This is a genomic window from bacterium (genome assembly GCA_026398675.1).
Taxonomy (GTDB): Bacteria; RBG-13-66-14; RBG-13-66-14; order RBG-13-66-14; family RBG-13-66-14; genus RBG-13-66-14.
The window spans coordinates 1-18,366 of sequence record JAPLSK010000159.1 but is presented as its reverse complement, the minus strand read 5'-3'; the positions used below and the strand labels follow the sequence as shown (position 1 = coordinate 18,366).

Below are 18,366 nucleotides of genomic sequence, written 5' to 3'. Positions count from 1 at the left end.
AGCCCGGGGTGAGCCGGGCGGCGGACATCTCCATCCTGAACGCCGAAGAGGGCCCGTACTCGGTGGGAGACCTGGCGCTATCCGCGAATGGGACGGTGGACCTGGCAAGCCTTTCCGCCACGGGCCTCAAGGTGGACCTCAAGGCCGGCCACCTGTCGAGCCAGGGTGAGCCCGGTCCCCTCCTGGTGGGCGACCTCGCCGTGAGCGGCACGTTTTCCGCCGATCTGACGAGGGGCAACTTCGCCGCCGAGGGGTTGCAGTTGAATATAGGGACGGTGCGATACGCGGGAACGGGGCTTCCCGGCCCCGTCGCGCTCGACGACGTTTCCCTCGAAGGCTCGCTGACGGCCGATCTGGCGGGCGGCAACTTCACCCTCGAAGGAATGAGGCTGGACCTGGGCGACGCGCTCCACTGGCGCGGCGACGCCCGGGTGAACGATTACGGTCGGGGGGGGGCCTCCGTCAGATTCGACGAGTTCGTGATAAATCTAGACCGGGCGCTCAGCCTGATCCCGCCCGGGATGTTCGAGCTGCCGCCGATAAAACCCGCAGGAAAAGCCGACATCCGGGGATGGATCGAGGTGGCGCCGGGAGCGCTGGACGACCCCGACCCCCTGGCCCTGGCCCGCTCGCTCCGGACTCACCTCACCCTCGAACTGACCGACGTCTCGATCGGCCTCCCACAGGGAAGTGCCGACGGCATCCACGCCAGCCTCGCCCTCGATTTCGACTCCGGCGACGGGGATGTGGAGCTGGACGCCGCCGTCGCCAACGTCGTCCTGGCCGACCTGCCCGTACCCGTGCAGGGGGTGAAACTGGGGTTCAAGGGCCGCCTGAGGGGACTGGAAGAAATCCAGTTTGAGAAAATCGAGGCCGGCGTTGATTCGCTGGACGCAAGCCTCACCGGCAACGGGGCGGTCTCCGACCTTCTCGGAACGCCCATCGTGGCCCTCGACCTGCAGGGGAGGGTGGGAAGAATCGGCCACCCCCTGAAGCTGAGCGCGGGGATGGCGGACGTGGAGGGCCAGGTCGGGTTGGAGCTCGCCCTGCGCGGCCCGGTGCGGGGCCCGAAGCCGATGCAGGTCACCGGACGGCTCCGGTTCCACCAGATAAACATCCGGCAGGGGGGCGTCCTCTCCGTCACCGGCATCGAGGGGGAGTTGCCCATAGACAACAAAATCGTTCTCAGCGCGCCCCTACCCCTGCCCGGAACCGCCGAGGAACATTCATCGCCCTTCGGCGAGCGCCGGTACGAGCTTCTGGCCCCCTTCACTCCGCCCCCCGATCTGACCATCGGCGAGGTCCGCATCGCCGGGGGGGGGATGCCCGAGATAAAGTTGAACGACCTCGAGCTCACCTGGGGCATCACCGGCGGCGGGTTGCGCGTCTGGCGCCTGGCGGCAAAGGCTCTGGGCGGCAGCCTGGTGGGCAGGCTCAATCTGCTCTTGACCGGTGAGGTTCCGGTCTTCAGCCTCCAGGTGCTGGACAAGATGCTCCTCTTCCTGGATCCCGAGGGCACCAACCCCTCGATCACCCAGGTCCGCGGCCTGTTGGGCGGGTTTCAGAAGCAGCCGGACCTGGTCACGATGGACCTGAAGAACCAGCGCATGACGATGAAAATCCGCGTCGTGGACACCGGCTTTTCGCTCTTATCCATTTTCACCAGTTTCATTAACCTCTCCGAGTTCACCATCCCCCGCATTCCCATCGCCGACATCATGCGCAGCTACATGCTTCCCGAAACCCAGGGCACGGGTGCGGATATTTACGATTGATCGGACTCGTTTTCCGACCTGAATCCGGCATCCCAAAGGCAGGTGGTACATGACCGCAGATGCCTTCACCGAGACCCAGCTACGGATTCTGGGCGCCGCCCGGGGACTCCTGGAGCACCGGTCGGTGGGTGAGCTCCGGATGCGCGACATCGCCCGGGCCGGCGGCCTGGCGCCCGCTTCGATGTACGACCACTTCCGGGGCAAGGACGGCCTGCTCCAGGCACTTTGGCAGCTCGAGGCGACCGATCTGGCCGATCGCTTCGAGCGGGCCCTCGAAACCGCGGCCGAGGGCGTGGGCGGCATGGTCGCCTTCGGGTACACCATTTTCAGCGATTTCGCCGGTTACGCCAGGAGCCGGGCGCGCACCGTCGAGTTCCTCCTGGATTCCCGCTTCGGCGCGACGGCCAAGGACGCCCTGGTCCGGGGGCACCACCAACTCCGCGCGCTCCTGGTGAACGCCCTCCAGCGGACCTTCCCCGGCATACCCCTCCGGCGGGCCAAGGCGCTTTCCGATCTGACGTTGGCCATCACCTCGGGGCTGGCCCTGGCCCACCTCTACGGCGGGAACGAGCTTGACCCCGACGAGCTCTTCGGCCAGTGGCTCGAGCTCCTCGAACTTTCGGCGGCGTACCTGAAGGATTGATTTCAGCCGAGGATTTAAAAAACCGACCCCGCGGGGTCGGTTTGTTTTTTTAAGAACTGGGAGCGTCAAGCCTTCCGGCGGAAATCCAGATTTTTCCGCGCCTCGTCGCCGCCGGGGAAGGAGCGGAAGAACTCTTCGAGCGGCCCGCAGACGTACCTATCGCAGAGGGCGCAAGTCGGTACGCCCCTTTCCAACGCGCAGGACCGGATCCGGCAGTCCTCGAAGGAGCAGCCCGGCGCGTCCGACGGTCCGGCGAAGCAACCGCCGCAGGGGATGGTCCCCGGATCGACCGCACCGACGTCCCCGCCGACGGCGAGGGACGGGCAGGCGTCGCAGTCCAGACCGCAGAACCCGCCGCGCTCGAGCATGGTCCACCTTCCCTCGTCCGGCGGTTATCCCCGCGGGCGCAATCCTACCAACGGCCGCGGATACCGCACAGAGTCCATTACGACGCCGCCTCCGGCCGGTTCGCGCCGCCGCTAACCCTTCCGGCGGGCCTCCAGGTTGGCCTGGGCCTCGGGGGCAACCGCGAAGAACTCGGCTAGCCGGTCGCAGGCGTAGTCGGGGCATTCGGCGCAGGTGTCCACGCCCCTCCCCATCGCGCAAGTCCGGATGAGGCACTCATGGGCGTGGCAGCCCGTGGGCTCTGGAGCCCGGGCGAAGCAGCCGGCGCAGGGGATGCTTTCGGGCGGAATCTGCGCCCCGTACAGCTTCGACCATTCGGCCGCGACCGCCGCCAGGGCCGCTTTGTCGCCCTTCCGGGTGGCCAAAAGGGCGGGGCAGGCGTCGCAGTCTATCCCGCAATACCCTCCGGACTCGAGCACCACCCTCCCCCTAATGTTGGCTCCACAGGCCGATGACGTTTCCCTCGGTATCGGCGAAGTAGGCGTAGTAGCCGAGACCCTCGCCGATGTGGGTCTTGGGGGTGACGGTTTTACCCCCGGCCCGCTCCACCTCGTCCAGCTTGGCGGTGATGTCCGCCACCTCGATGTAGACGACCGGCGCCTTGACCTTCGTGTCCAGGCCGCCGGTGATGCTGTTCGGGGGACGAAACATGTGGTAACCCCGGCTGACCTCCGTCTTCCACGCGAAGACGTCCCGGTAGAAGGGGAAGAGCTTTTCGGGGTTCTTCGCCGGGATATCGAACCGAGCGAAGCGAGCTATGCCCCGGCAAAATGGCATACGCCGTGCATCCAGGCACCTCCTTGTACGCCGCCCGGAGCGCCCGCTACTTCTTCTTCAGCGCCTCGCGCGAAGCGCCGCACTTGGGGCAGGTTTTCGGACAGCAGCGCACGTCCTGGGTCACGTGACCGCATTTGCCGCAGACGAATACCGCCAAAATTCCTCCTCGGAAAAGGGGTTATTAGGCCCCATCATGGTAACCCTTTTTCAGCAGGGCTGCAAGGGCGGTCCCGGGCCACCGGAGGGTTGACTAGAAAAACCCCCTTGACTATACTCACCCAGCCGCGTCTGCGACAGCGCAGCCGTGGCTCACCACCGGTGCCGGGGTGGCGGAACTGGCAGACGCGCATGGTTGAGGGCCATGTGGGGGAAACCCTGTAGGAGTTCAAGTCTCCTTCCCGGCACCACCTACCACCGGATTGAGCGATAACGAACCGTTTGTTGTCTCGCGGCTCCTGGGACGAACGACCGGTTGGGCCCTCTCTTTTTCCACCCCCAAAGCCGGGAACGACCAGGTTCGGCATGCCGCTCTTTAAGACCGAGGCCCTCGTCTTGGCGGCCCGCCCCCTGGGCGACACGGAAAAAATAGTCACCCTCCTCACGCCGAAGCTGGGAGTCATCCGCGCCGTGGCCAAGGGGGCCCGCCGACCCAAGAGCCGTCTGGCCGGCGGCACGGTGGCCTACCGGGTCATCGAGGCGCTGGTGTACCGGAAGGAGGGGCGCGAGCTCGACTTCCTCTCCGAGGCGCACGTCCTTTCGGGCGCCCCCCGCATCGGGAGCGACTGGCGGCTCTTCCTCTACGCCGGCACCCTGGCCGAAGTGGCCCTGGCCGCGGGCGAGGATTGCTACCATCTCCTGCGGACCGCGCTCGAATTGCTCGAAGGCGGCATAGATCCCCGCCCGGTGACGCTCTTCTTCTTCAAGGGCCTTTTAAGAGCCCAGGGGCTCTGGCCTGATTTCTCCCGCTGCGCCGCCTGCGACGACACCCTGACCGGCGGGGCGGCGGTGGACGTGGCGGGCGGCCGCGTTTTGTGCCGCGGGCACCGGCGCGAGGGGTACCTGCCGCTCAACGCGGGCGGCATCCGGCTCCTCGAAGGGCTTGAGCGCCGGGCGGTTCTCAAGGGCCGTCACGACGCCGACGTTCTCTCGGGCGCGCTCAAGATCTGTCTTTCGCTCGTCGAATACCACTTCGACCTCCGGCTGCGCTCCACGGAACTTTTAACGGGCGCCGAAAGTCTTCTCGGACGGACAACCGAGGCTCAACGCTGAAGGGGGAATGAATGAAAGTCGCCATCAACGGATTCGGGCGTATCGGACGCACGCTCATGCGCTACGCCCGGGGCCGGTACGACTACGAGATAATCGCGATAAACGACATCACCGACGCTGGTACACTGGCACACCTGCTGAAACACGATTCGATCCACGGCACCTACTCCGCCGACGTTTCGATAGACGGTGACCATCTGGTGGTGGACGGCGACCGGATACGGGTGTTCTCGGAGCGGGATCCGGCGCGCCTGCCCTGGGGCGAGCTGGGCGTGGACGTGGTGCTGGAGGCGACCGGCCTCTTCCGCGACCGGGCCGGGGCCGGGAAGCACCTCCAGGCCGGCGCCAAGAAGGTCGTCATCAGCGCTCCCGGCAAGGACCCGGACATCACCGTCGTCCTCGGCGTCAACTTCGACACCTACGACCCCAAAAAACACCACATCATCTCCAACGCGAGCTGCACCACCAACTGCCTGGCCCCCTTGGCCAAGGTGCTCCACGAGTCCTTCGGGATCGAGCACGGCCTGATGACCACCATCCACTCCTACACCAATGACCAGCGCATCCTCGATCTGCCGCACAAGGACCTGCGGCGGGCGCGGGCGGCGGCGATGAACATGATTCCCACCACCACCGGAGCCGCCAAGGCGGTGGGGCTGGTTCTGCCCGATTTGGCCGGGAAACTCGACGGCATCTCCGTCCGGGTTCCCACCCCCGACGTGTCTTTGGTGGACCTCGTCGTTTGCTTGAAGCGCGAGGCCACGGCCGAGGATATAAACGGCGCGGTCAGGGCGGCCGCGGAGGGCCCCCTCAAGGGCATCCTCGTTTACTGCGAGGAGCCCCTCGTCTCCAGCGACTTCATCGGCAACCCCGCAAGCTCCATCTTCGACGCCGAGTACACCAAGAGCTACGGCACCTTTGCCAAGGTCATGAGCTGGTACGATAACGAGTGGGGCTACTCCTGTCGCACCGCCGATCTGATCGCCTTACTCTTCTAGGCGGAATGGTATTCTGGCGGGAGTGGCTGCGAGGGGCCTTTCGGTTCCTCTTCGGGTGGCCGGCGCGGCTTCTGGCCGGGCTGAAGGTCTCGCCGCTGGCCCTGACCCTCTGCGGTCTTCTGGCGAGCCTGGGCGCCGGATTCCTCTTCGCCCTGGGCGACCTCTTGGGCGCCGCCTGGCTCCTGCTGCTCGCCGGCTTTTTCGACATGACCGACGGGCAGGTGGCCCGGCTCCGCGGGCTGGAATCCAAGCGCGGGGCCTACATAGACAGCTTCACCGACCGCTGGGCGGATGGGGCGGTCCTGGCGGGTGTCGCGTACCTCACGGCCCAGCGGGGGGATTTACTCTATCTGGCGTTCACCCTGGTGGCCCTGGTCGGTTCGCTCACCGTCAGTTACGCCAAGGCCCGCGCCGAGAGCCTCGCCGGGGAATGCAAGGTCGGCTTCTGGGAGCGGCCGGAGCGGATGGTGCTCCTCCTCGCCGGCGCCTTCGCGGGTTATACTGCGCTCAAGATTTGTGTTATTATCCTCGCCGTGGGGACATTGTGTACCGCCCTCCGTCGTCTGGCTTACACCATGGCGAGGCTGTCGGAGACCGACGGGAAGGGCGGGGAGTGATCGCGGTTTAAGCAAGGGGCTTAAGCCCCTTGACCCAATGAACGCAACACAAGGGGGTGCGCCCTGATGGCCGGCGAGGTTAAAGTTGCCGTTGTCGGGGTCGGCAACTGCGCCAGCTCCCTCATCCAGGGCGTCTGGTTTTACCGGGACGCGTCGGAAGACGCGCAGGTGCCCGGTCTGATGCACGTCAGCCTGGGCGGATACCACGTCCGGGACATCCGCTTCGTCGCCGCCTTCGACGTGAACGCCGACAAGGTCGGCCGCGACCTCTCCGAGGCCATCTTCGCCCCGCCCAACAACACCTTCCGCTTCGCCGAACCGCCCCTCCTGGGAACCCGAGTCCAGCATGGCCCCCTCCTCGACGGCATCGGCAAATACCTCCGCGACATCATCCCCCTGGCCGAGGGCGAGCCGGTTGACGTAGCCGAAACCCTGCGGGAATCGGGCGCCGAAATACTGATAAACTACCTCCCCGTGGGCAGCGAGAAGGCCACCCGCTTCTACTTGAACGAAGCCCTCAAGGCCGGCGTGGCCGTCGTCAACTGCGTGCCGGTCTTCATCGCCTCCACCGGCGAGTGGAACGCCCGCTTCGCGGCCAAGGGCCTCCCCCTCATCGGCGACGACGTGAAGAGCCAGGTCGGGGCCACCATCATCCACCGCATCCTGGCCAAGCTCTTCGAGGACCGCGGGGTGTCCTTGAAGCGCACCAGCCAACTCAACGTCGGGGGCAACGCCGATTTCCTCAACATGCTCGAGCGGGAGCGCCTCGAGAGCAAGCGCATCTCCAAGACCCAGTCGGTCACGAGCAACATCTCCCAGCACCTCGGCGACGACAACATCCACATCGGCCCCTCGGATTACGTCCCCTGGCTCAAGGACCGGAAGTGGGCCCATATCCGCCTCGAGGGCGAGGCCTTCGGCTCGGTGCCCCTCAACCTGGAGCTCAAGCTGGAGGTCTGGGATTCGCCCAATTCGGCCGGCGTGGTCATTGACGCCATCCGCTGCGTCAAGCTGGCCCTGGATTCGGGCGTGAGCGGCATTCTCGAGGGCCCGTCGGCCTACTTCATGAAATCCCCCCCCGTGCAGCACTCCGACGACATCGCCCGGAACATGGTCGAAGAGTTCATCGCGGCGTACTCGAAATCGAAGGCAAAGCCGGCCAAGCCATCCGCCAAGGCCGGCGTCCCGACCAAGGCCCGTTGAGCGGCACCCGGTCGCTGCCCGGGCACTGCGTGAACCACCCCGATCGCCCCGCCGTCGCCGGATGCCGGCACTGCGGGGATTTTCTGTGCGCCGAGTGCGCCGCGGCGGGCGAGGACAGGATATGCGCGGTCTGCGCGGGTGTGGGAAGCGACAACCCGGCGGCCCTCTGGGAACGCGGGAGGAACGCGAACGGTTTTTTTAAAACGATCTGGGGCGTCATCCGCGGACCGGAAAAGTTCTTCGGAAAAATGCCCCACGGGCGGGGCGCTTGGTACGCCTACCTTTACGCCGGAATCGCCCTTCTTTTTTCGACGCTCTTAACCACCGGGGTGACCTGGCTCTTCGCCGGCGGGCCCGAAGGCGCGCCTTTCCCCTGGTACGTCGCGCTTAACGCGCCGGGGCTGGCCGGGCTCCTCCTCCTCGACGCCGTAGCCCTCTTCGGCCTGGGGCGGCTGTACCAGAGCAGGCTCGCCTTCAGGGACGTGCTTCGCGTCGCGTCCTACGGCGCCACGGCCTATCTCGTCCTTTTCATCCCCGTCTTCGGGCCGCTGTTGGTCCTGGCCCTGATACTGGTCTACCTGACCCTGGGGGCCCACCGCGGGCTGCACTTCGGCGTCGCGCAATCGCTCTCCCTGGCCTTGCTGCCGGTCGTCATCCGCCTCGGCGCCGCCTGGATCATCTACGGCGACCGCTTCTGGGAGCTCGTCGGCGGCTAAGGCGAGCCTTTTAAGGCGAGCCTTTTAACCCTGGTCTCGGGACCGATTATCTCCTATAATGGGGGATGTGGAAGCCCGGGAGGTAACGATGAAAACCCGCTGGTTGATTTTTGCGGTGCTGCTGACGGCTGTGGCCGCGATGGCCGCCGAGGAGGACGCCGGAACCGCCTGCTTTCCCTTCCTGCGGCTCGGGGTCGGGGCGCGATCACTGGCGCTGGGGGAGGCCTTCGTCGCCGACGCAAGGGACGCCGAGGCCGCGGTCCTCAACCCGGCGCTTCTATCGAAGAACCGCCGCAACGCCGTCACCTTCACCCACGACGAGTACCTGGCCGACCTCACCTTCGAGTTCGGCGCTTACGCCTTCCCGCTGCCCGGGGGCAAGGCCGGGAGCCTCGCCGTCGCGGCCCGCTACCTCTCCTACGGCACCCTGCAGGGCTACGATGAATTCGGCGTGCCCACGGGCGAATTCCCCGCGGCGGATATGGCGGCCGGAGTATCTTACGGGGTCGAGCTCTTCCAGGGATTCGGCGCCGGGGCGACGGTGAACTACATCTACTCGCGCATTGACGACGTCAACACCTCGACCGTCGCCTTCGACCTGGGGCTCTCGTACCAGCCCCTGAACGCCCTCCGTCTCGGCTTCACCGCCACCAACCTCGGACCCGACGTCAAGTACGTGACTTTGGAGAGCCCACTCCCCGTCACTCTGCGCCTGGGCGCCGCCGGGGACGTTCTCGACCTGCCCCGGCACCGGATAACCCTCTTCGCCGACGGGGTCTATCCCGTCTACGACGAGCCCTACGGGGCCTTCGGCCTCGAGTACACCATGTTCGACCTGGTGAGCTTCCGGGGCGGTTACCGGCTGGGGCACGACACGGCCACCTTCTCCTTCGGCGTCGGTTTCCAGTTCGCCCTGTGGGACACGGTGCTCCTGAACCTGGACTACGCCTACGCCGACTACGGCGACCTGGACGCCACACACCTCTTCACGCTGGGGCTTTTGATCTAGCCCGAGGTCGTAACATGAAACGCTCAACGCTTCTCGCCAACTTGACGGCGATTGCGGCGATTACCCTCGCCCTCGGTTGCACCACGCCCGCCGACGACGGACAAACCCCGACGGAAACCACGGAGTACGTCGCCGACAAGATGAACGACCGCATCGTCAGGCTGGACTCCGAGGGGAACACCACGGGCTTCAACGAGTTCGTCACCCGGCCCACCGATATATCCCTCTATCCCGGGGTGAACGCCCTGTGGGTGGCCGACTACTCGGGGGACCGGGTGGTCAGGCTCGACCTGGACCTGGGATTCGCCGCCGCCACCGAGGAGGGTCTCCTGAACGACCCCATCGCCGTGTCGGTAACGGCGGACGGGGAGTGCTGGGTGGCCGACCGGGTCAACCACGCCTTCGTGCGCCTGGACTCGGAAGCCCACGAGCTGGGCCGCGTGACGGTGGACGGCCCCACCCGCTGCGTGGCCTGGGACGAGGCGAACGGATACTGCTGGTGCGCCGATGAGAGCGGCAACCTCTACGCCTTCGACGGCGGCCTCACCGGCGACGGGAGCGAAGCCGACGCCCGAGTCACCTTCACCGGGCTGGGCGTCATTCGCGGCCTGGCGGTGGACCCGGACGGGGACCGCGTCTGGGTCGGCGACAGCGATGGCGGCCGCGTCCTCTGCCTGGACTCCGACGGCGGCGTGTCCTTCACCGCCACCTACCTCCTGGACCCCCAGGGTCTGTCCCTGGACTCTAACGGTGATTGCTGGGTCGCCGTGCGGGGAGACGGGTCGGCTCTGCTCCTCGACTCCGAAGACGGTGCGGTGCTAGAGGACTGGGGGGGTCTGAACGGGCCGGTGGACGTCTGCGCCGAGCCGGGCGGAGGGGTCTGGGTGGTGGAGGAAACCGGGAACAAGGTGAAGCTCATCCGGGACGGCGACACCGTCGCGACCGCGGAGGGGTTCTCCTCCCCTGCGGCCGTCGTGGTGTACGACCCCGAGCTCTGGTAGCCGCCGCTCAGACTCCCCCTTTGCGGACGATTATATGCGCCGTGCGGGCGGGTCGAGGTCTAATCACGGTACGTTCCCCTCTGCCGGTTGGGGCCGACCGTCTGGCTTATCGATGTTCTTGCCGGCCGCGCGCCGACCTCGTAGGGGCCGACCTTTAGGTCGGCCCGCGGGCTACCGTAGATGACTCCTTCTCCGGGTGGCCCCTGCACCACGGTGGACCTCGACGAGCTTCGGATCAACCCCGGCCACGAGCCTGACTGATGCGCGTCATAGACATCACCCGCCCGCTGGATGGCGCGGCTCCCTGGCCCGGCGAGAGGGGCCTGGAGCGCTCGCTCACCAAGACCCACGCCCGCGACGGCTGGGAGACCTCCGAGCTCTCCCTGTGCTCCCACCTGGGCACCCACGTGGACGCCCCGGCCCACCTTTTTCCCGACGGGAAACGCCTCGGTCAGCTATCGCTCGGCCCCTTCGTCGGACCGGCGCTGGTGGTGGACTGCGGCGACGCGAGGGTAATCGGCCGAACCCTGCCGCTCGATGCGTTGAAGTCCGGCGACCGGGTCCTCTTGAAGACCGCCAACTCCGCCCGCCGGGAGGGCGGATTCTTCGAGGATTATTGTTACCCCGCCGGGGATGCTATCCAGCTTCTCATCGAGCGGGGAATCAGCCTTCTGGGCGTGGACGGGCCCAGCGTGGACGGCTTCGAGGTGGAACCATTGGTTCACCGCCTGCTCTTTGAAAGGGGCATTCCCGCATTGGAGGGGTTGGATCTCTCGAGCGCCGCGCCCGGCCGGTACACCCTGGTCTGCCTGCCGCTGAAAATTGATGTCGCCGAGGGCGCCCCCTGCCGGGCGGTGCTGCTGGAAGGTTGATCTTTTTAATGTAGGGCGGGGACTTCAGTCCCCGCCGCTTTTCAAAGGTAGCCCTCACCCTTAATCCCTCTCCCACTGGGAGAGGGAAACCGCTCCGAACCTCACGCCGGTCCGACCTCCCCAAATGAAAAGCGGCCCTCGCGGGCCACCTTTTTAATTATCCGGGGCTTAGAAGTAGATGCCGATGTCCAGGAGGCCGCCCACCGAGTACAGCGAGTCGTTGAGCGTTCCAGTTTGACCCGAATCGAATTCGACTTCCGTGACCCCGTTGTAGTGGAAGAGGCCGCCCAAGCCGATAGAGAAGGAATTGGAGAGCCAGAAATCCACGCCCAGGCCGCCGTCCACTCCGAAGCTGCCGCCGGTGTACGAGCCCGATCCCTCCCCGTAATCGTATTCATTGACGTACAAGTCGCAGGACACCAGGGCGTATCCGACGCCGGCGAACAACCAGGGACGCACCATGCCCGTCTCGACGAACCGGACCTTAAGACCCAGGCCGAAGAGCATCTCGAGGAAGGTGTCCTCCTCGTATAAGTCCCAGCTGTCAATCGTGTTGGTGTAGGTCAGAAGACCGAAGTAGGGGCCGAGGGAGAAGATCGGGGCAATGAAAAAGTCCACCATCAGGCTCCCGCCGAACTGGAGCCCCTGGGTGGCGTAATCCTCGTAATCCCCGTACAGGCTGTTGATGGCGAAGAGAAAGGGAGCGCTCAGGGTGACGCCGAATCCGGGGCCCTTGCCCCGCGGGTGGACCGTGGTAGCGGTGGTGACGACCTCGGGCTCGCCGACCTCGATCGTCCCGCCCAGGCGCACCTTGTCGCCCGTCACCGGCGGAACGTCGCCCGAAAAGAGCGCTTCCGAAAGCTCGTCGGCCAGCACCTTGGTAATTTTCGCCTCGCCCAGCTCCTCGATGTCGCGGCCCAGGAAGGCGCCGGTGTCGGGGTGGTAGTACTCCTCGCCCAGGCGGTAGAGCTCGACCGTGTCACCCACATTCACGCCCTCCTTGCGGCCCAGGTCCAACTTGACGGTTTTATCGGAAACCGAGACCACGGTGCCGACCAGGGGGATGTTCGCCGCCAGGCGGGCGGCCATGTCCCGAGCCACGGACAACAGGCCGTCCAGGCTGTTGGACTCGGCCGACTCGGAGAGCTCGACCTTGCCCACGAAAACGTCCACCACCCGGACGGTGACGGTGTACGTTTCGCCCACCTTGGACACCTTGCCCACGATGACCTTGGACGCGCCGGCCAACTGACCGACCGGCCGATGAAGGCCACGGTGGTCTTTTCGGCGGCGAGGGAGCCCGTGGCGAGGATGATTCCGAAAAAGACGAGAAATAGCTTGCGCATCCACCCCTCCTTAAATAGTCGGGAGACAATGAGCAATTATAACGTCAGTATCATACCATATAAACGTGGAAACGCTCCACCACCCGTTCACGACGCACGTCAGCCAAGACTGCCGGACGCCGCGAGCCAGTAAACCGTCCGACCCAGGACGAGGGTCGCGAGGCCGCAGAACATCGAAGCCTTCAGCCAGCGCTGGACCCTCCCGACCTTCCCCGTCCGACGGAGACCCCAGACGCCGATTGCGACGAGGGGCAGCGCCATCCCGACGGCGACGGCCAGGGCGTCCACCCAAAAGAGGCGGTCGAAGAAGTAGAAAAGCGCCAGGGCCGGCGTCACGGCGAAGGCGACCGAGGAGCCGATCAGCCGCGTGGGCCCTTCGCCCAGGCGCACCGCCAGCGTCCGCGCCCCGACCTCGGCGTCCCCGGGCAGGTCCTCCACATCCTTGAAGATTTCCCGGGAGAGATTCACCAGGAAAGCCAGGGCGGCCAGGGGGATGACGCGGTCCAACCCATTCGCAGCCGTGGCGCCGTAGGCCAGGGCCAGGGAGGTCATCAGCGCCACCACCAGGTTCCCCGCGAGCCCGGTGTGCTTTAGCCGCAGGGCGTATACGGCGGAGAGCAGAATGCAGAAGGGGACGACGATGTAACCCGCCGGGGGGCCGAGAATGGTCAGCCCGACCGCGACGGCCCAGGCGCAGACGCAGAACAAGACGGCGGCGCGCGGCGAGAGGTGACCCGCCGGCAGGGGGCGCGCCGGGCGATTGATCCGGTCTATGGCGAGGTCCACCCGGTCGTTGAGGGCGTATCCACCCGCGGCGACGAGGCTCAGGGCGGCCGCAGCGGCGAGGAGCGGGCCGAGCGCCTCCAGCCACCCGGACGTCGGGCATGCGCCGGGAGGCAGGGCCAGGGCGGCGCCGAACACGACGGCGGCGAAAACCAGGAGCATGTTGGTCGGCCGCGCCAATTCCACGATGGCCCTGAATTTCGTCACCACCAAAAACACCGCCTAGAGAAGGTGCCTCAGTTTCAAAACCAGTCCCGGGGCGTTTTTCAGGGCGTAGCCGATGATTCTCAATGGGGAAATCTCCCCCAACTCGCCCTTCGCCGCCCCGGCCGCCAGGGCAGCCACGGCCTGGTCTATCTCGTCGTCGGTGAGGCTCGTGACCAGGGTCTTGATTTTGTAGAGCTGCCGATGCTCCCGTCCGTGCCTCTCCCGCCAGCGTTTCTCGTAGCTCTGGAGGGCTCTAGCCGTGGGCTCCCCGCCGGAGCTCAAAACCTCGACCGCCGTCTCCCCGGCCAACCGCCCGGCCTCCACGGCCCAGTTGATCCCCGCGCCGGAAAAGGGGTCATTTCGGGGAAATTCGCCGAGAGGAAGTCGCGCAGGTAAGCCTGCGCCGTCCCCGACTGTCCGCTACCCATGATTCCGAGCCCGACGTTCGCCGTCCCTCGACCCTTGGGGAAGAGCCAAGCGTATCCACCGGGGGCGACCCGGGAACCGAGGAAAAAGTAAACTGTGTCGTCCTCCACCCACGCGGGCAGGCCGGCGGCCAGCACCTGGGCTCCGGCGTGGACGTCGGCCGGGGGCAGGTGCCTGGAAAGACCCGTCCAGCGTCCGACCAGTCCCTCGATCCCGTCGGCGCCGACGAGCACCGGGGCCTCCACCGTCTCCATCCCACCCGGACGACGCACCTCGATCCGCCACAGGGTCCCGCTCCGCTCGGCGGAAAGCGCCTGGGTCTTTACCCGGAGTTCGGCCCCGACTCCGGCGGCCCGCTCGGCGAGGTGGAGGTCGAAAAGCTTCCGCTCGAGGACCCAGCCGGCGCCCTCTTTTTTGACGTGGGCCCGGTTCCCCCCGGGTGAGACCGTGATTCCGCCGTGGAGATGGGCGGCGCGGTAAGGCGGGGCCAGGTCGCCCTCCGGACCGTCGGGGAAGAGGATTTCGTCGTCGCCCAGCTCCTCCACGAACCCGCCGCTTCCCACCGCCTCGGCGCAGCGCACCGGGAAACCGACCTGCTGGCGCTTTTCCAGAAGGAGCACCCGCAGACCGCCCCGAGCCGCGTGATAGGCGGTGCTGGAACCAGCCGGTCCGGCCCCCACGACTATCACATCGTAGCGCAAACTTCTCCTGGGTTCGGCGTTCCCCACGGCGCAGTCAATCGGACCAAGTATAACTTAAAAGGCGAGGCTCATCGCCCCGCCCCGTAAGTCCAATCTCGGTGTCGTCCCCATGTGCGGCGGACAACACCCTCGACTCCCTCCCCGCCCCTTCAATCCGATCGTGTGGATTTGAAAGCGCTCAACGGCGGCCAGGCTCTACGCCCCGCCCCTTCTGTCCCATCGTGAGGATATGATCGAGCCCAACGTCGGCCAGGCTCTATAAACCGCCCCTTCAGGCCGATCGCTCGATCTAGTAATCCTTCGCCTTGATCTGGCCCCAGGAAGTCTCCACGACCGGGGTCTGCCAGTCAGCGAGATCCACCCGGGCGGCCTGGATGACCTGCTTGGTCTGGAAATTCTGGACGATGACGTAACCTATCACGTCGTCCAATTTCCAGGCAGGGTCCACGTTGAAGTCCTGGGTCCAGTAGTGGACGCCCTCGTTGTCCGGGACGAGCCAGCCGGGGTAATCGGGCTCGGTGATGCGCATGGTGTAATTGTAGTGCCTCCCGCCCGCGTAGAGATCATTCTCGACGATGATGAAGAAGGCGCGGTAGTAACCGTCGGGAACGCTGTCGGTCCACTCGAACCGGGCGCTGAAGTAGCCTTCGTTGCCGGTGATGTTCCCGTCGAGGACGATATCCATGGGGCTGGGGACGTTGATTCGGTTGGCGACGGATCCCCCGGCGCTGCCCCAGCTGACCTTGGTTCCGTCCACGTAGGTGTCGGGGACGGAGTTGACCCCGTAGAAGGCCCGCCGGTTGTTCTGGTCGGTCGGGTTGTAGAGATAGTAAGGATCGCTGGCCCCGGGCCAGTTCATGTGCCACTCACAGAGGATCATGTCGTCATGGTATTGCGCGTCAATGGCCTCCCACGCCGCGTCTGCCGAGGGGCAACTCGGTCAGGTGTAGTTGGTGAAACCCTCGAGCACCACCATGCGCTGGGTGGCAAAGCTCAGGGCGGCCAAGACTAGAAGCGCCAACACAGCCTTCCGCATCTCTCCTCCTTCGTGTATATGTCTGTGATTCGCCAAAATCCCCATAACCTATTTTCGTACTAAAAGTATCCGCGCGTCAAGGCTTCTCGTTGACCGACGCCAGGAGTTTCGGCAAAAGCCCCTCGGCCAATTGCAGGTCCGTAACGGCGTCCGTGTACGTGTCCAGAATCTCCTTGACGCGCTCCTGACGGGTTATCCGATCCATGGAACCGCCCTCGTACTCGACCACCAGAGAATCGTAAGCCTCCTTGGCGTCGGAGAGAATGTCGGCGGCCGCGATGGCGGCATCGTAACGGTTCACTCCTCAACGTGTAAGGTTTGCGATTTCGTCGTATAGTTTCAGGTGGTCCTCTGCCACGTCGGCCCAGCTGCGACGGGCCTTCTCCAGGCCGAGGCGGCGGAGATTTTCGGCGAAAGCTACATCCTCGAGCACCCGGCGCAGGGCGCGCCGCACGTCCTCAACGGACGCCGGATCACAGTAACTGGCGGCTTCGCCGGCGACCTCGGGCAGGGCTCCCGCACGGGCCAGCACGGCGGGGCAGCCGCATGCCAGCGCCTCGACCGCCGGGAAGCCGTAGCCCTCCTCGAAGGATGGGAAAATGAGCGCCGCGGCCCCCGTATACAGGGCGGGGAGATTTTCCGGGTACCCCAGATGGCGAACCCGTCCGCCCAATGGGGCGGTCAGCTCACATTCACCGGTCAGGGGTTCTCCGCTCACCGCGAGATCCAGGTCGAACTCCTCCAACAGCCCCCGGGGCGCCCCGAAGATGGCTTGCGGGTTTTTTCGGGGAACCCGGGAGCCGAGGTGGAGGATGTATTTTCCCGGTCGCAGCCCGTAGCGCCCGCACACCTGCCCCACTTCTTCGGACGTTCGCGGTTCGAAGCCCGAGGGCGGCGCCCAGGGAATCACCCGAATCATCCCGTCGGGGAGACCGAACTGCGCGGAAATCCCACGGGCGGAATGAAGGCTGGGCGTGATGACGGCGGCGGCCCGAGCAGTTTCGCGGGCGAGCTGGCGGTGCCTGTCCCTGGCGTAACCCAGCTGGGGGGCCACGTCGTGCAGCGTCAGGACGGAGGGTAACGGGCCGCGGTACAGCAGCCGGTTGGCCGGACCATGCCAAAGGTCGGCCTCCACCCCGAACCGCCGGCGCTGGAAAAACGTCCCGCACGGCGGGGAACCCCAGACGGCGAGCCTGGAAGCCACCGGTCGGTAAACCCTCCGGCAGTAAAGGGTCAGCTCGACACGGGGGTTTTTCGCCAAGGCGCGGAGCAGCTCGTCGCAGTACCGCCCCATCCCCTGGGGCCGCGGACGGAACGCCTCGGTCGCGTCGAAGGCCAGACGAAGGGACATAGGGGGCACCGGATCCCGACCGAAGTGCGCAAACGGATCAGGGGCATGGTCCCGTGCTCCGCCCGCCAACCCACGCGCCGTCGCTACTTCCTCAAATCAAGTATACCACGGCGCGGACGCATTGAACAACGCGGTCGCGGGGCCCGTCTTGCCGAGTGTCGGGTCCTCTGGTAAGATAGATGCGAAGATTGTCCACCGGAGATTCAATGGTCAAACTCCGCCCGGCGGTGTTCCTCCTCTTCGTTCTCTTGGTCACGGCTTGCGGCGAGAGGGAAGCCAAGCTCGAAGAAGTGCAGCGCTACCACGAGGAGATGGACGGTCCGGATGCGGACGTGCTGCTCCTGACCGAGCAGATCCGCCGCTGGACCGACGACATTGCCCAATTGGCCCCCGAAATCATCGGCCGCGAGGTCCCGGGGCTCGTAAACGATGCCCTTACCTACCAGGAGAAGGCCTACGAGTTCGGCGAGTTCTTCGCCAGCGCCCACTACAAGGAAGAGGCCATCGCGGAGTTCCAGAATCGGAAAATAGAAGTGCTCGCCACCCTCCAGGCGGACCTCCAGTCGTTCATCGACGACTTCCTGAAGGTGTACACCTTCTCCCTGGAGGACGAGAAGGCGCTGCCCGGCTACCACTCCGAATGGATCGCCCTCTCCTGCAAGAACTTCACCGCGGCCGTGAACGAAGTCGAGGGCGAGTTCACCCGGGGCCGCCGGGTGCTCCTCTCCCAGTTCATCCTCATGGGGGAGCGCTAGAGGCATGCCGCGGACCATCGTGGTGACGCTCGTGGCGGCGGTTATCCTTGGCGGCTGCGCCAGGAGCGATTACGACGAGCTTACGCGCTACAAGAACGAGGCCACGCCCGCCGATGCAAAGTTGCAGGCCTGTCTGGACACCTATTACGGCAGACAGATCCACATCGGCGAGGGCTACGGGTACCGCCTGCCCTTCGACTCGGGTGAGACACGGGAGCTGTTGCGCAGGGCGGAGAATGCGACGGAGGAGCTCACGGGTGTAGAGGCGCCCGAAACCGCCCGGCGCCACGCCGAGGAGAAAATCGCCGCCGCCGAGGACATCCGCGGGGCGTTCGAGCTTCTGGACGAGGTGACGCGGGAGTGGGAGAATCGCCTCCCGACGGGCCCCCCGCCGGAGGGGGATACGAAGACCGTGGTGCTTGCGCCCGTGGACGTCAAAAAGTGGCGCAACGACATGGCGCGCGTCGAAGAGGCCT

General features: G+C 65.9%; 22 protein-coding genes and 1 tRNA gene. 13 read left to right on the top strand and 10 right to left on the bottom strand.

All coding sequences use genetic code 11. The features are described 5' to 3' along the window. Positions 1 to 8: 8 nt before the first annotated feature. A complete protein-coding gene (locus NTW26_04795) occupies positions 9 to 1,775 on the top strand; it encodes a hypothetical protein (protein MCX7021586.1) in 1,767 nt (588 codons plus the stop codon). 49 nt (positions 1,776 to 1,824) lie between these two features. Further along, positions 1,825 to 2,418 carry a helix-turn-helix domain containing protein gene (locus NTW26_04790; protein MCX7021585.1) on the top strand — a complete coding sequence of 198 codons (594 nt, stop codon included), beginning with the start codon at positions 1,825 to 1,827 and terminating at the stop codon, positions 2,416 to 2,418. Between the two features lie 65 nt (positions 2,419 to 2,483). On the opposite strand, the gene NTW26_04785 is transcribed toward NTW26_04790, so the two are convergent. From NTW26_04785 to NTW26_04775, 3 genes are all read right to left on the bottom strand, one after another. Continuing rightward, positions 2,484 to 2,786 (bottom strand): DUF3795 domain-containing protein, encoded by a 303-nt coding sequence (locus NTW26_04785; GenBank protein MCX7021584.1) that lies wholly within the window; start codon positions 2,784 to 2,786, stop codon positions 2,484 to 2,486. Positions 2,787 to 2,897: 111 nt separating this feature from the next. Further along, complete coding sequence (locus NTW26_04780) at positions 2,898 to 3,242, bottom strand: DUF3795 domain-containing protein (GenBank protein ID MCX7021583.1); 345 nt, start codon at positions 3,240 to 3,242, stop codon at positions 2,898 to 2,900. Between the two features lie 10 nt (positions 3,243 to 3,252). After that, the gene (locus tag NTW26_04775) at positions 3,253 to 3,600 is read right to left on the bottom strand and encodes a VOC family protein (GenBank protein ID MCX7021582.1); all 348 of its coding nucleotides are present in this window, start codon (positions 3,598 to 3,600) and stop codon (positions 3,253 to 3,255) included. Between the two features lie 320 nt (positions 3,601 to 3,920). Between NTW26_04775 and NTW26_04770 the strand changes: the two genes are divergently transcribed. The 9 genes from NTW26_04770 (at position 3,921) to NTW26_04730 (ending at position 11,285) form a co-directional block, all read left to right on the top strand. After that, positions 3,921 to 4,007 (top strand) — tRNA-Leu (locus NTW26_04770). 115 nt (positions 4,008 to 4,122) lie between these two features. Next, positions 4,123 to 4,869, top strand: a complete 747-nt coding sequence (gene recO / locus NTW26_04765; GenBank protein MCX7021581.1) for a DNA repair protein RecO — start codon at positions 4,123 to 4,125, stop codon at positions 4,867 to 4,869. An 11-nt stretch (positions 4,870 to 4,880) separates the two neighbouring features. Then, positions 4,881 to 5,867 carry a type I glyceraldehyde-3-phosphate dehydrogenase gene (gap, locus tag NTW26_04760; protein MCX7021580.1) on the top strand — a complete coding sequence of 329 codons (987 nt, stop codon included), beginning with the start codon at positions 4,881 to 4,883 and terminating at the stop codon, positions 5,865 to 5,867. 5 nt (positions 5,868 to 5,872) lie between these two features. Beyond that, complete coding sequence (locus tag NTW26_04755) at positions 5,873 to 6,484, top strand: CDP-alcohol phosphatidyltransferase family protein (GenBank protein ID MCX7021579.1); 612 nt, start codon at positions 5,873 to 5,875, stop codon at positions 6,482 to 6,484. Between the two features lie 66 nt (positions 6,485 to 6,550). Then, positions 6,551 to 7,687, top strand: coding sequence for an inositol-3-phosphate synthase (locus tag NTW26_04750; protein ID MCX7021578.1), 1,137 nt, complete (start codon positions 6,551 to 6,553; stop codon positions 7,685 to 7,687). After that, positions 7,684 to 8,403, top strand: coding sequence for a hypothetical protein (locus NTW26_04745; GenBank protein ID MCX7021577.1), 720 nt, complete (start codon positions 7,684 to 7,686; stop codon positions 8,401 to 8,403). Before NTW26_04750 ends, NTW26_04745 begins: the two co-directional genes overlap by 4 nt. 88 nt (positions 8,404 to 8,491) lie before the next feature. Further along, positions 8,492 to 9,412: a PorV/PorQ family protein gene (locus NTW26_04740; GenBank protein MCX7021576.1), complete on the top strand. Its 921-nt coding sequence runs from the start codon at positions 8,492 to 8,494 to the stop codon at positions 9,410 to 9,412. A 14-nt stretch (positions 9,413 to 9,426) separates the two neighbouring features. After that, a complete protein-coding gene (locus NTW26_04735; GenBank protein MCX7021575.1) occupies positions 9,427 to 10,413 on the top strand; it encodes an NHL repeat-containing protein in 987 nt (328 codons plus the stop codon). 260 nt (positions 10,414 to 10,673) lie between these two features. After that, on the top strand, positions 10,674 to 11,285 hold the full coding sequence (locus NTW26_04730; GenBank protein MCX7021574.1) for a cyclase family protein: 612 nt from the start codon (positions 10,674 to 10,676) through the stop codon (positions 11,283 to 11,285). 168 nt (positions 11,286 to 11,453) lie between these two features. On the opposite strand, the gene NTW26_04725 is transcribed toward NTW26_04730, so the two are convergent. From NTW26_04725 to NTW26_04695, 7 genes are all read right to left on the bottom strand, one after another. Continuing rightward, positions 11,454 to 12,533, bottom strand: a complete 1,080-nt coding sequence (locus tag NTW26_04725; protein ID MCX7021573.1) for a hypothetical protein — start codon at positions 12,531 to 12,533, stop codon at positions 11,454 to 11,456. 197 nt (positions 12,534 to 12,730) lie between these two features. Then, complete coding sequence (locus tag NTW26_04720) at positions 12,731 to 13,621, bottom strand: geranylgeranylglycerol-phosphate geranylgeranyltransferase (GenBank protein ID MCX7021572.1); 891 nt, start codon at positions 13,619 to 13,621, stop codon at positions 12,731 to 12,733. 15 nt (positions 13,622 to 13,636) lie between these two features. Then, complete coding sequence (locus NTW26_04715) at positions 13,637 to 13,930, bottom strand: hypothetical protein (GenBank protein MCX7021571.1); 294 nt, start codon at positions 13,928 to 13,930, stop codon at positions 13,637 to 13,639. Then, entirely contained in the window at positions 13,900 to 14,748 is an 849-nt protein-coding gene (locus tag NTW26_04710) for an NAD(P)/FAD-dependent oxidoreductase (GenBank protein ID MCX7021570.1), read from the bottom strand. The genes NTW26_04715 and NTW26_04710 overlap by 31 nt, the downstream gene beginning before the upstream one ends. Before the next feature lie 289 nt (positions 14,749 to 15,037). Further along, the gene (locus NTW26_04705) at positions 15,038 to 15,607 is read right to left on the bottom strand and encodes a hypothetical protein (GenBank protein MCX7021569.1); all 570 of its coding nucleotides are present in this window, start codon (positions 15,605 to 15,607) and stop codon (positions 15,038 to 15,040) included. Between the two features lie 253 nt (positions 15,608 to 15,860). After that, positions 15,861 to 16,085: a hypothetical protein gene (locus NTW26_04700; GenBank protein ID MCX7021568.1), complete on the bottom strand. Its 225-nt coding sequence runs from the start codon at positions 16,083 to 16,085 to the stop codon at positions 15,861 to 15,863. Positions 16,086 to 16,088: 3 nt separating this feature from the next. Continuing rightward, entirely contained in the window at positions 16,089 to 17,135 is a 1,047-nt protein-coding gene (locus NTW26_04695) for a glycosyltransferase family 1 protein (GenBank protein ID MCX7021567.1), read from the bottom strand. A gap of 206 nt (positions 17,136 to 17,341) precedes the next feature. Here NTW26_04695 and NTW26_04690 point away from each other — a divergent pair, with 206 nt between their 5' ends. Together NTW26_04690 and NTW26_04685 are read left to right on the top strand one after the other, a co-directional pair. Beyond that, the gene (locus tag NTW26_04690; protein ID MCX7021566.1) at positions 17,342 to 17,890 is read left to right on the top strand and encodes a hypothetical protein; all 549 of its coding nucleotides are present in this window, start codon (positions 17,342 to 17,344) and stop codon (positions 17,888 to 17,890) included. A 4-nt stretch (positions 17,891 to 17,894) separates the two neighbouring features. Then, positions 17,895 to 18,366, top strand: a 472-nt coding sequence (locus tag NTW26_04685; protein ID MCX7021565.1) for a hypothetical protein, incomplete at its 3' end; no start/stop codon positions are given.

What these genes read in the sequence shown, in the direction of transcription:
- NTW26_04705 (MCX7021569.1), bottom strand. Translation starts at nt 15,607, where the DNA reads ATGAACTGGCCCGGGGCCAGCGATCCTTACTATCTCTACAACCCGACC.
- NTW26_04785 (MCX7021584.1), bottom strand. Translation starts at nt 2,786, where the DNA reads ATGCTCGAGCGCGGCGGGTTCTGCGGTCTGGACTGCGACGCCTGCCCG.
- NTW26_04750 (MCX7021578.1), top strand. Translation starts at nt 6,551, where the DNA reads ATGGCCGGCGAGGTTAAAGTTGCCGTTGTCGGGGTCGGCAACTGCGCC.
- gap (MCX7021580.1), top strand. Translation starts at nt 4,881, where the DNA reads ATGAAAGTCGCCATCAACGGATTCGGGCGTATCGGACGCACGCTCATG.
- NTW26_04735 (MCX7021575.1), top strand. Translation starts at nt 9,427, where the DNA reads ATGAAACGCTCAACGCTTCTCGCCAACTTGACGGCGATTGCGGCGATT.
- NTW26_04740 (MCX7021576.1), top strand. Translation starts at nt 8,492, where the DNA reads ATGAAAACCCGCTGGTTGATTTTTGCGGTGCTGCTGACGGCTGTGGCC.
- NTW26_04775 (MCX7021582.1), bottom strand. Translation starts at nt 3,600, where the DNA reads ATGCCATTTTGCCGGGGCATAGCTCGCTTCGCTCGGTTCGATATCCCG.
- recO (MCX7021581.1), top strand. Translation starts at nt 4,123, where the DNA reads ATGCCGCTCTTTAAGACCGAGGCCCTCGTCTTGGCGGCCCGCCCCCTG.
- NTW26_04695 (MCX7021567.1), bottom strand. Translation starts at nt 17,135, where the DNA reads ATGTCCCTTCGTCTGGCCTTCGACGCGACCGAGGCGTTCCGTCCGCGG.
- NTW26_04690 (MCX7021566.1), top strand. Translation starts at nt 17,342, where the DNA reads ATGGTCAAACTCCGCCCGGCGGTGTTCCTCCTCTTCGTTCTCTTGGTC.
- NTW26_04730 (MCX7021574.1), top strand. Translation starts at nt 10,674, where the DNA reads ATGCGCGTCATAGACATCACCCGCCCGCTGGATGGCGCGGCTCCCTGG.
- NTW26_04755 (MCX7021579.1), top strand. Translation starts at nt 5,873, where the DNA reads ATGGTATTCTGGCGGGAGTGGCTGCGAGGGGCCTTTCGGTTCCTCTTC.
- NTW26_04790 (MCX7021585.1), top strand. Translation starts at nt 1,825, where the DNA reads ATGACCGCAGATGCCTTCACCGAGACCCAGCTACGGATTCTGGGCGCC.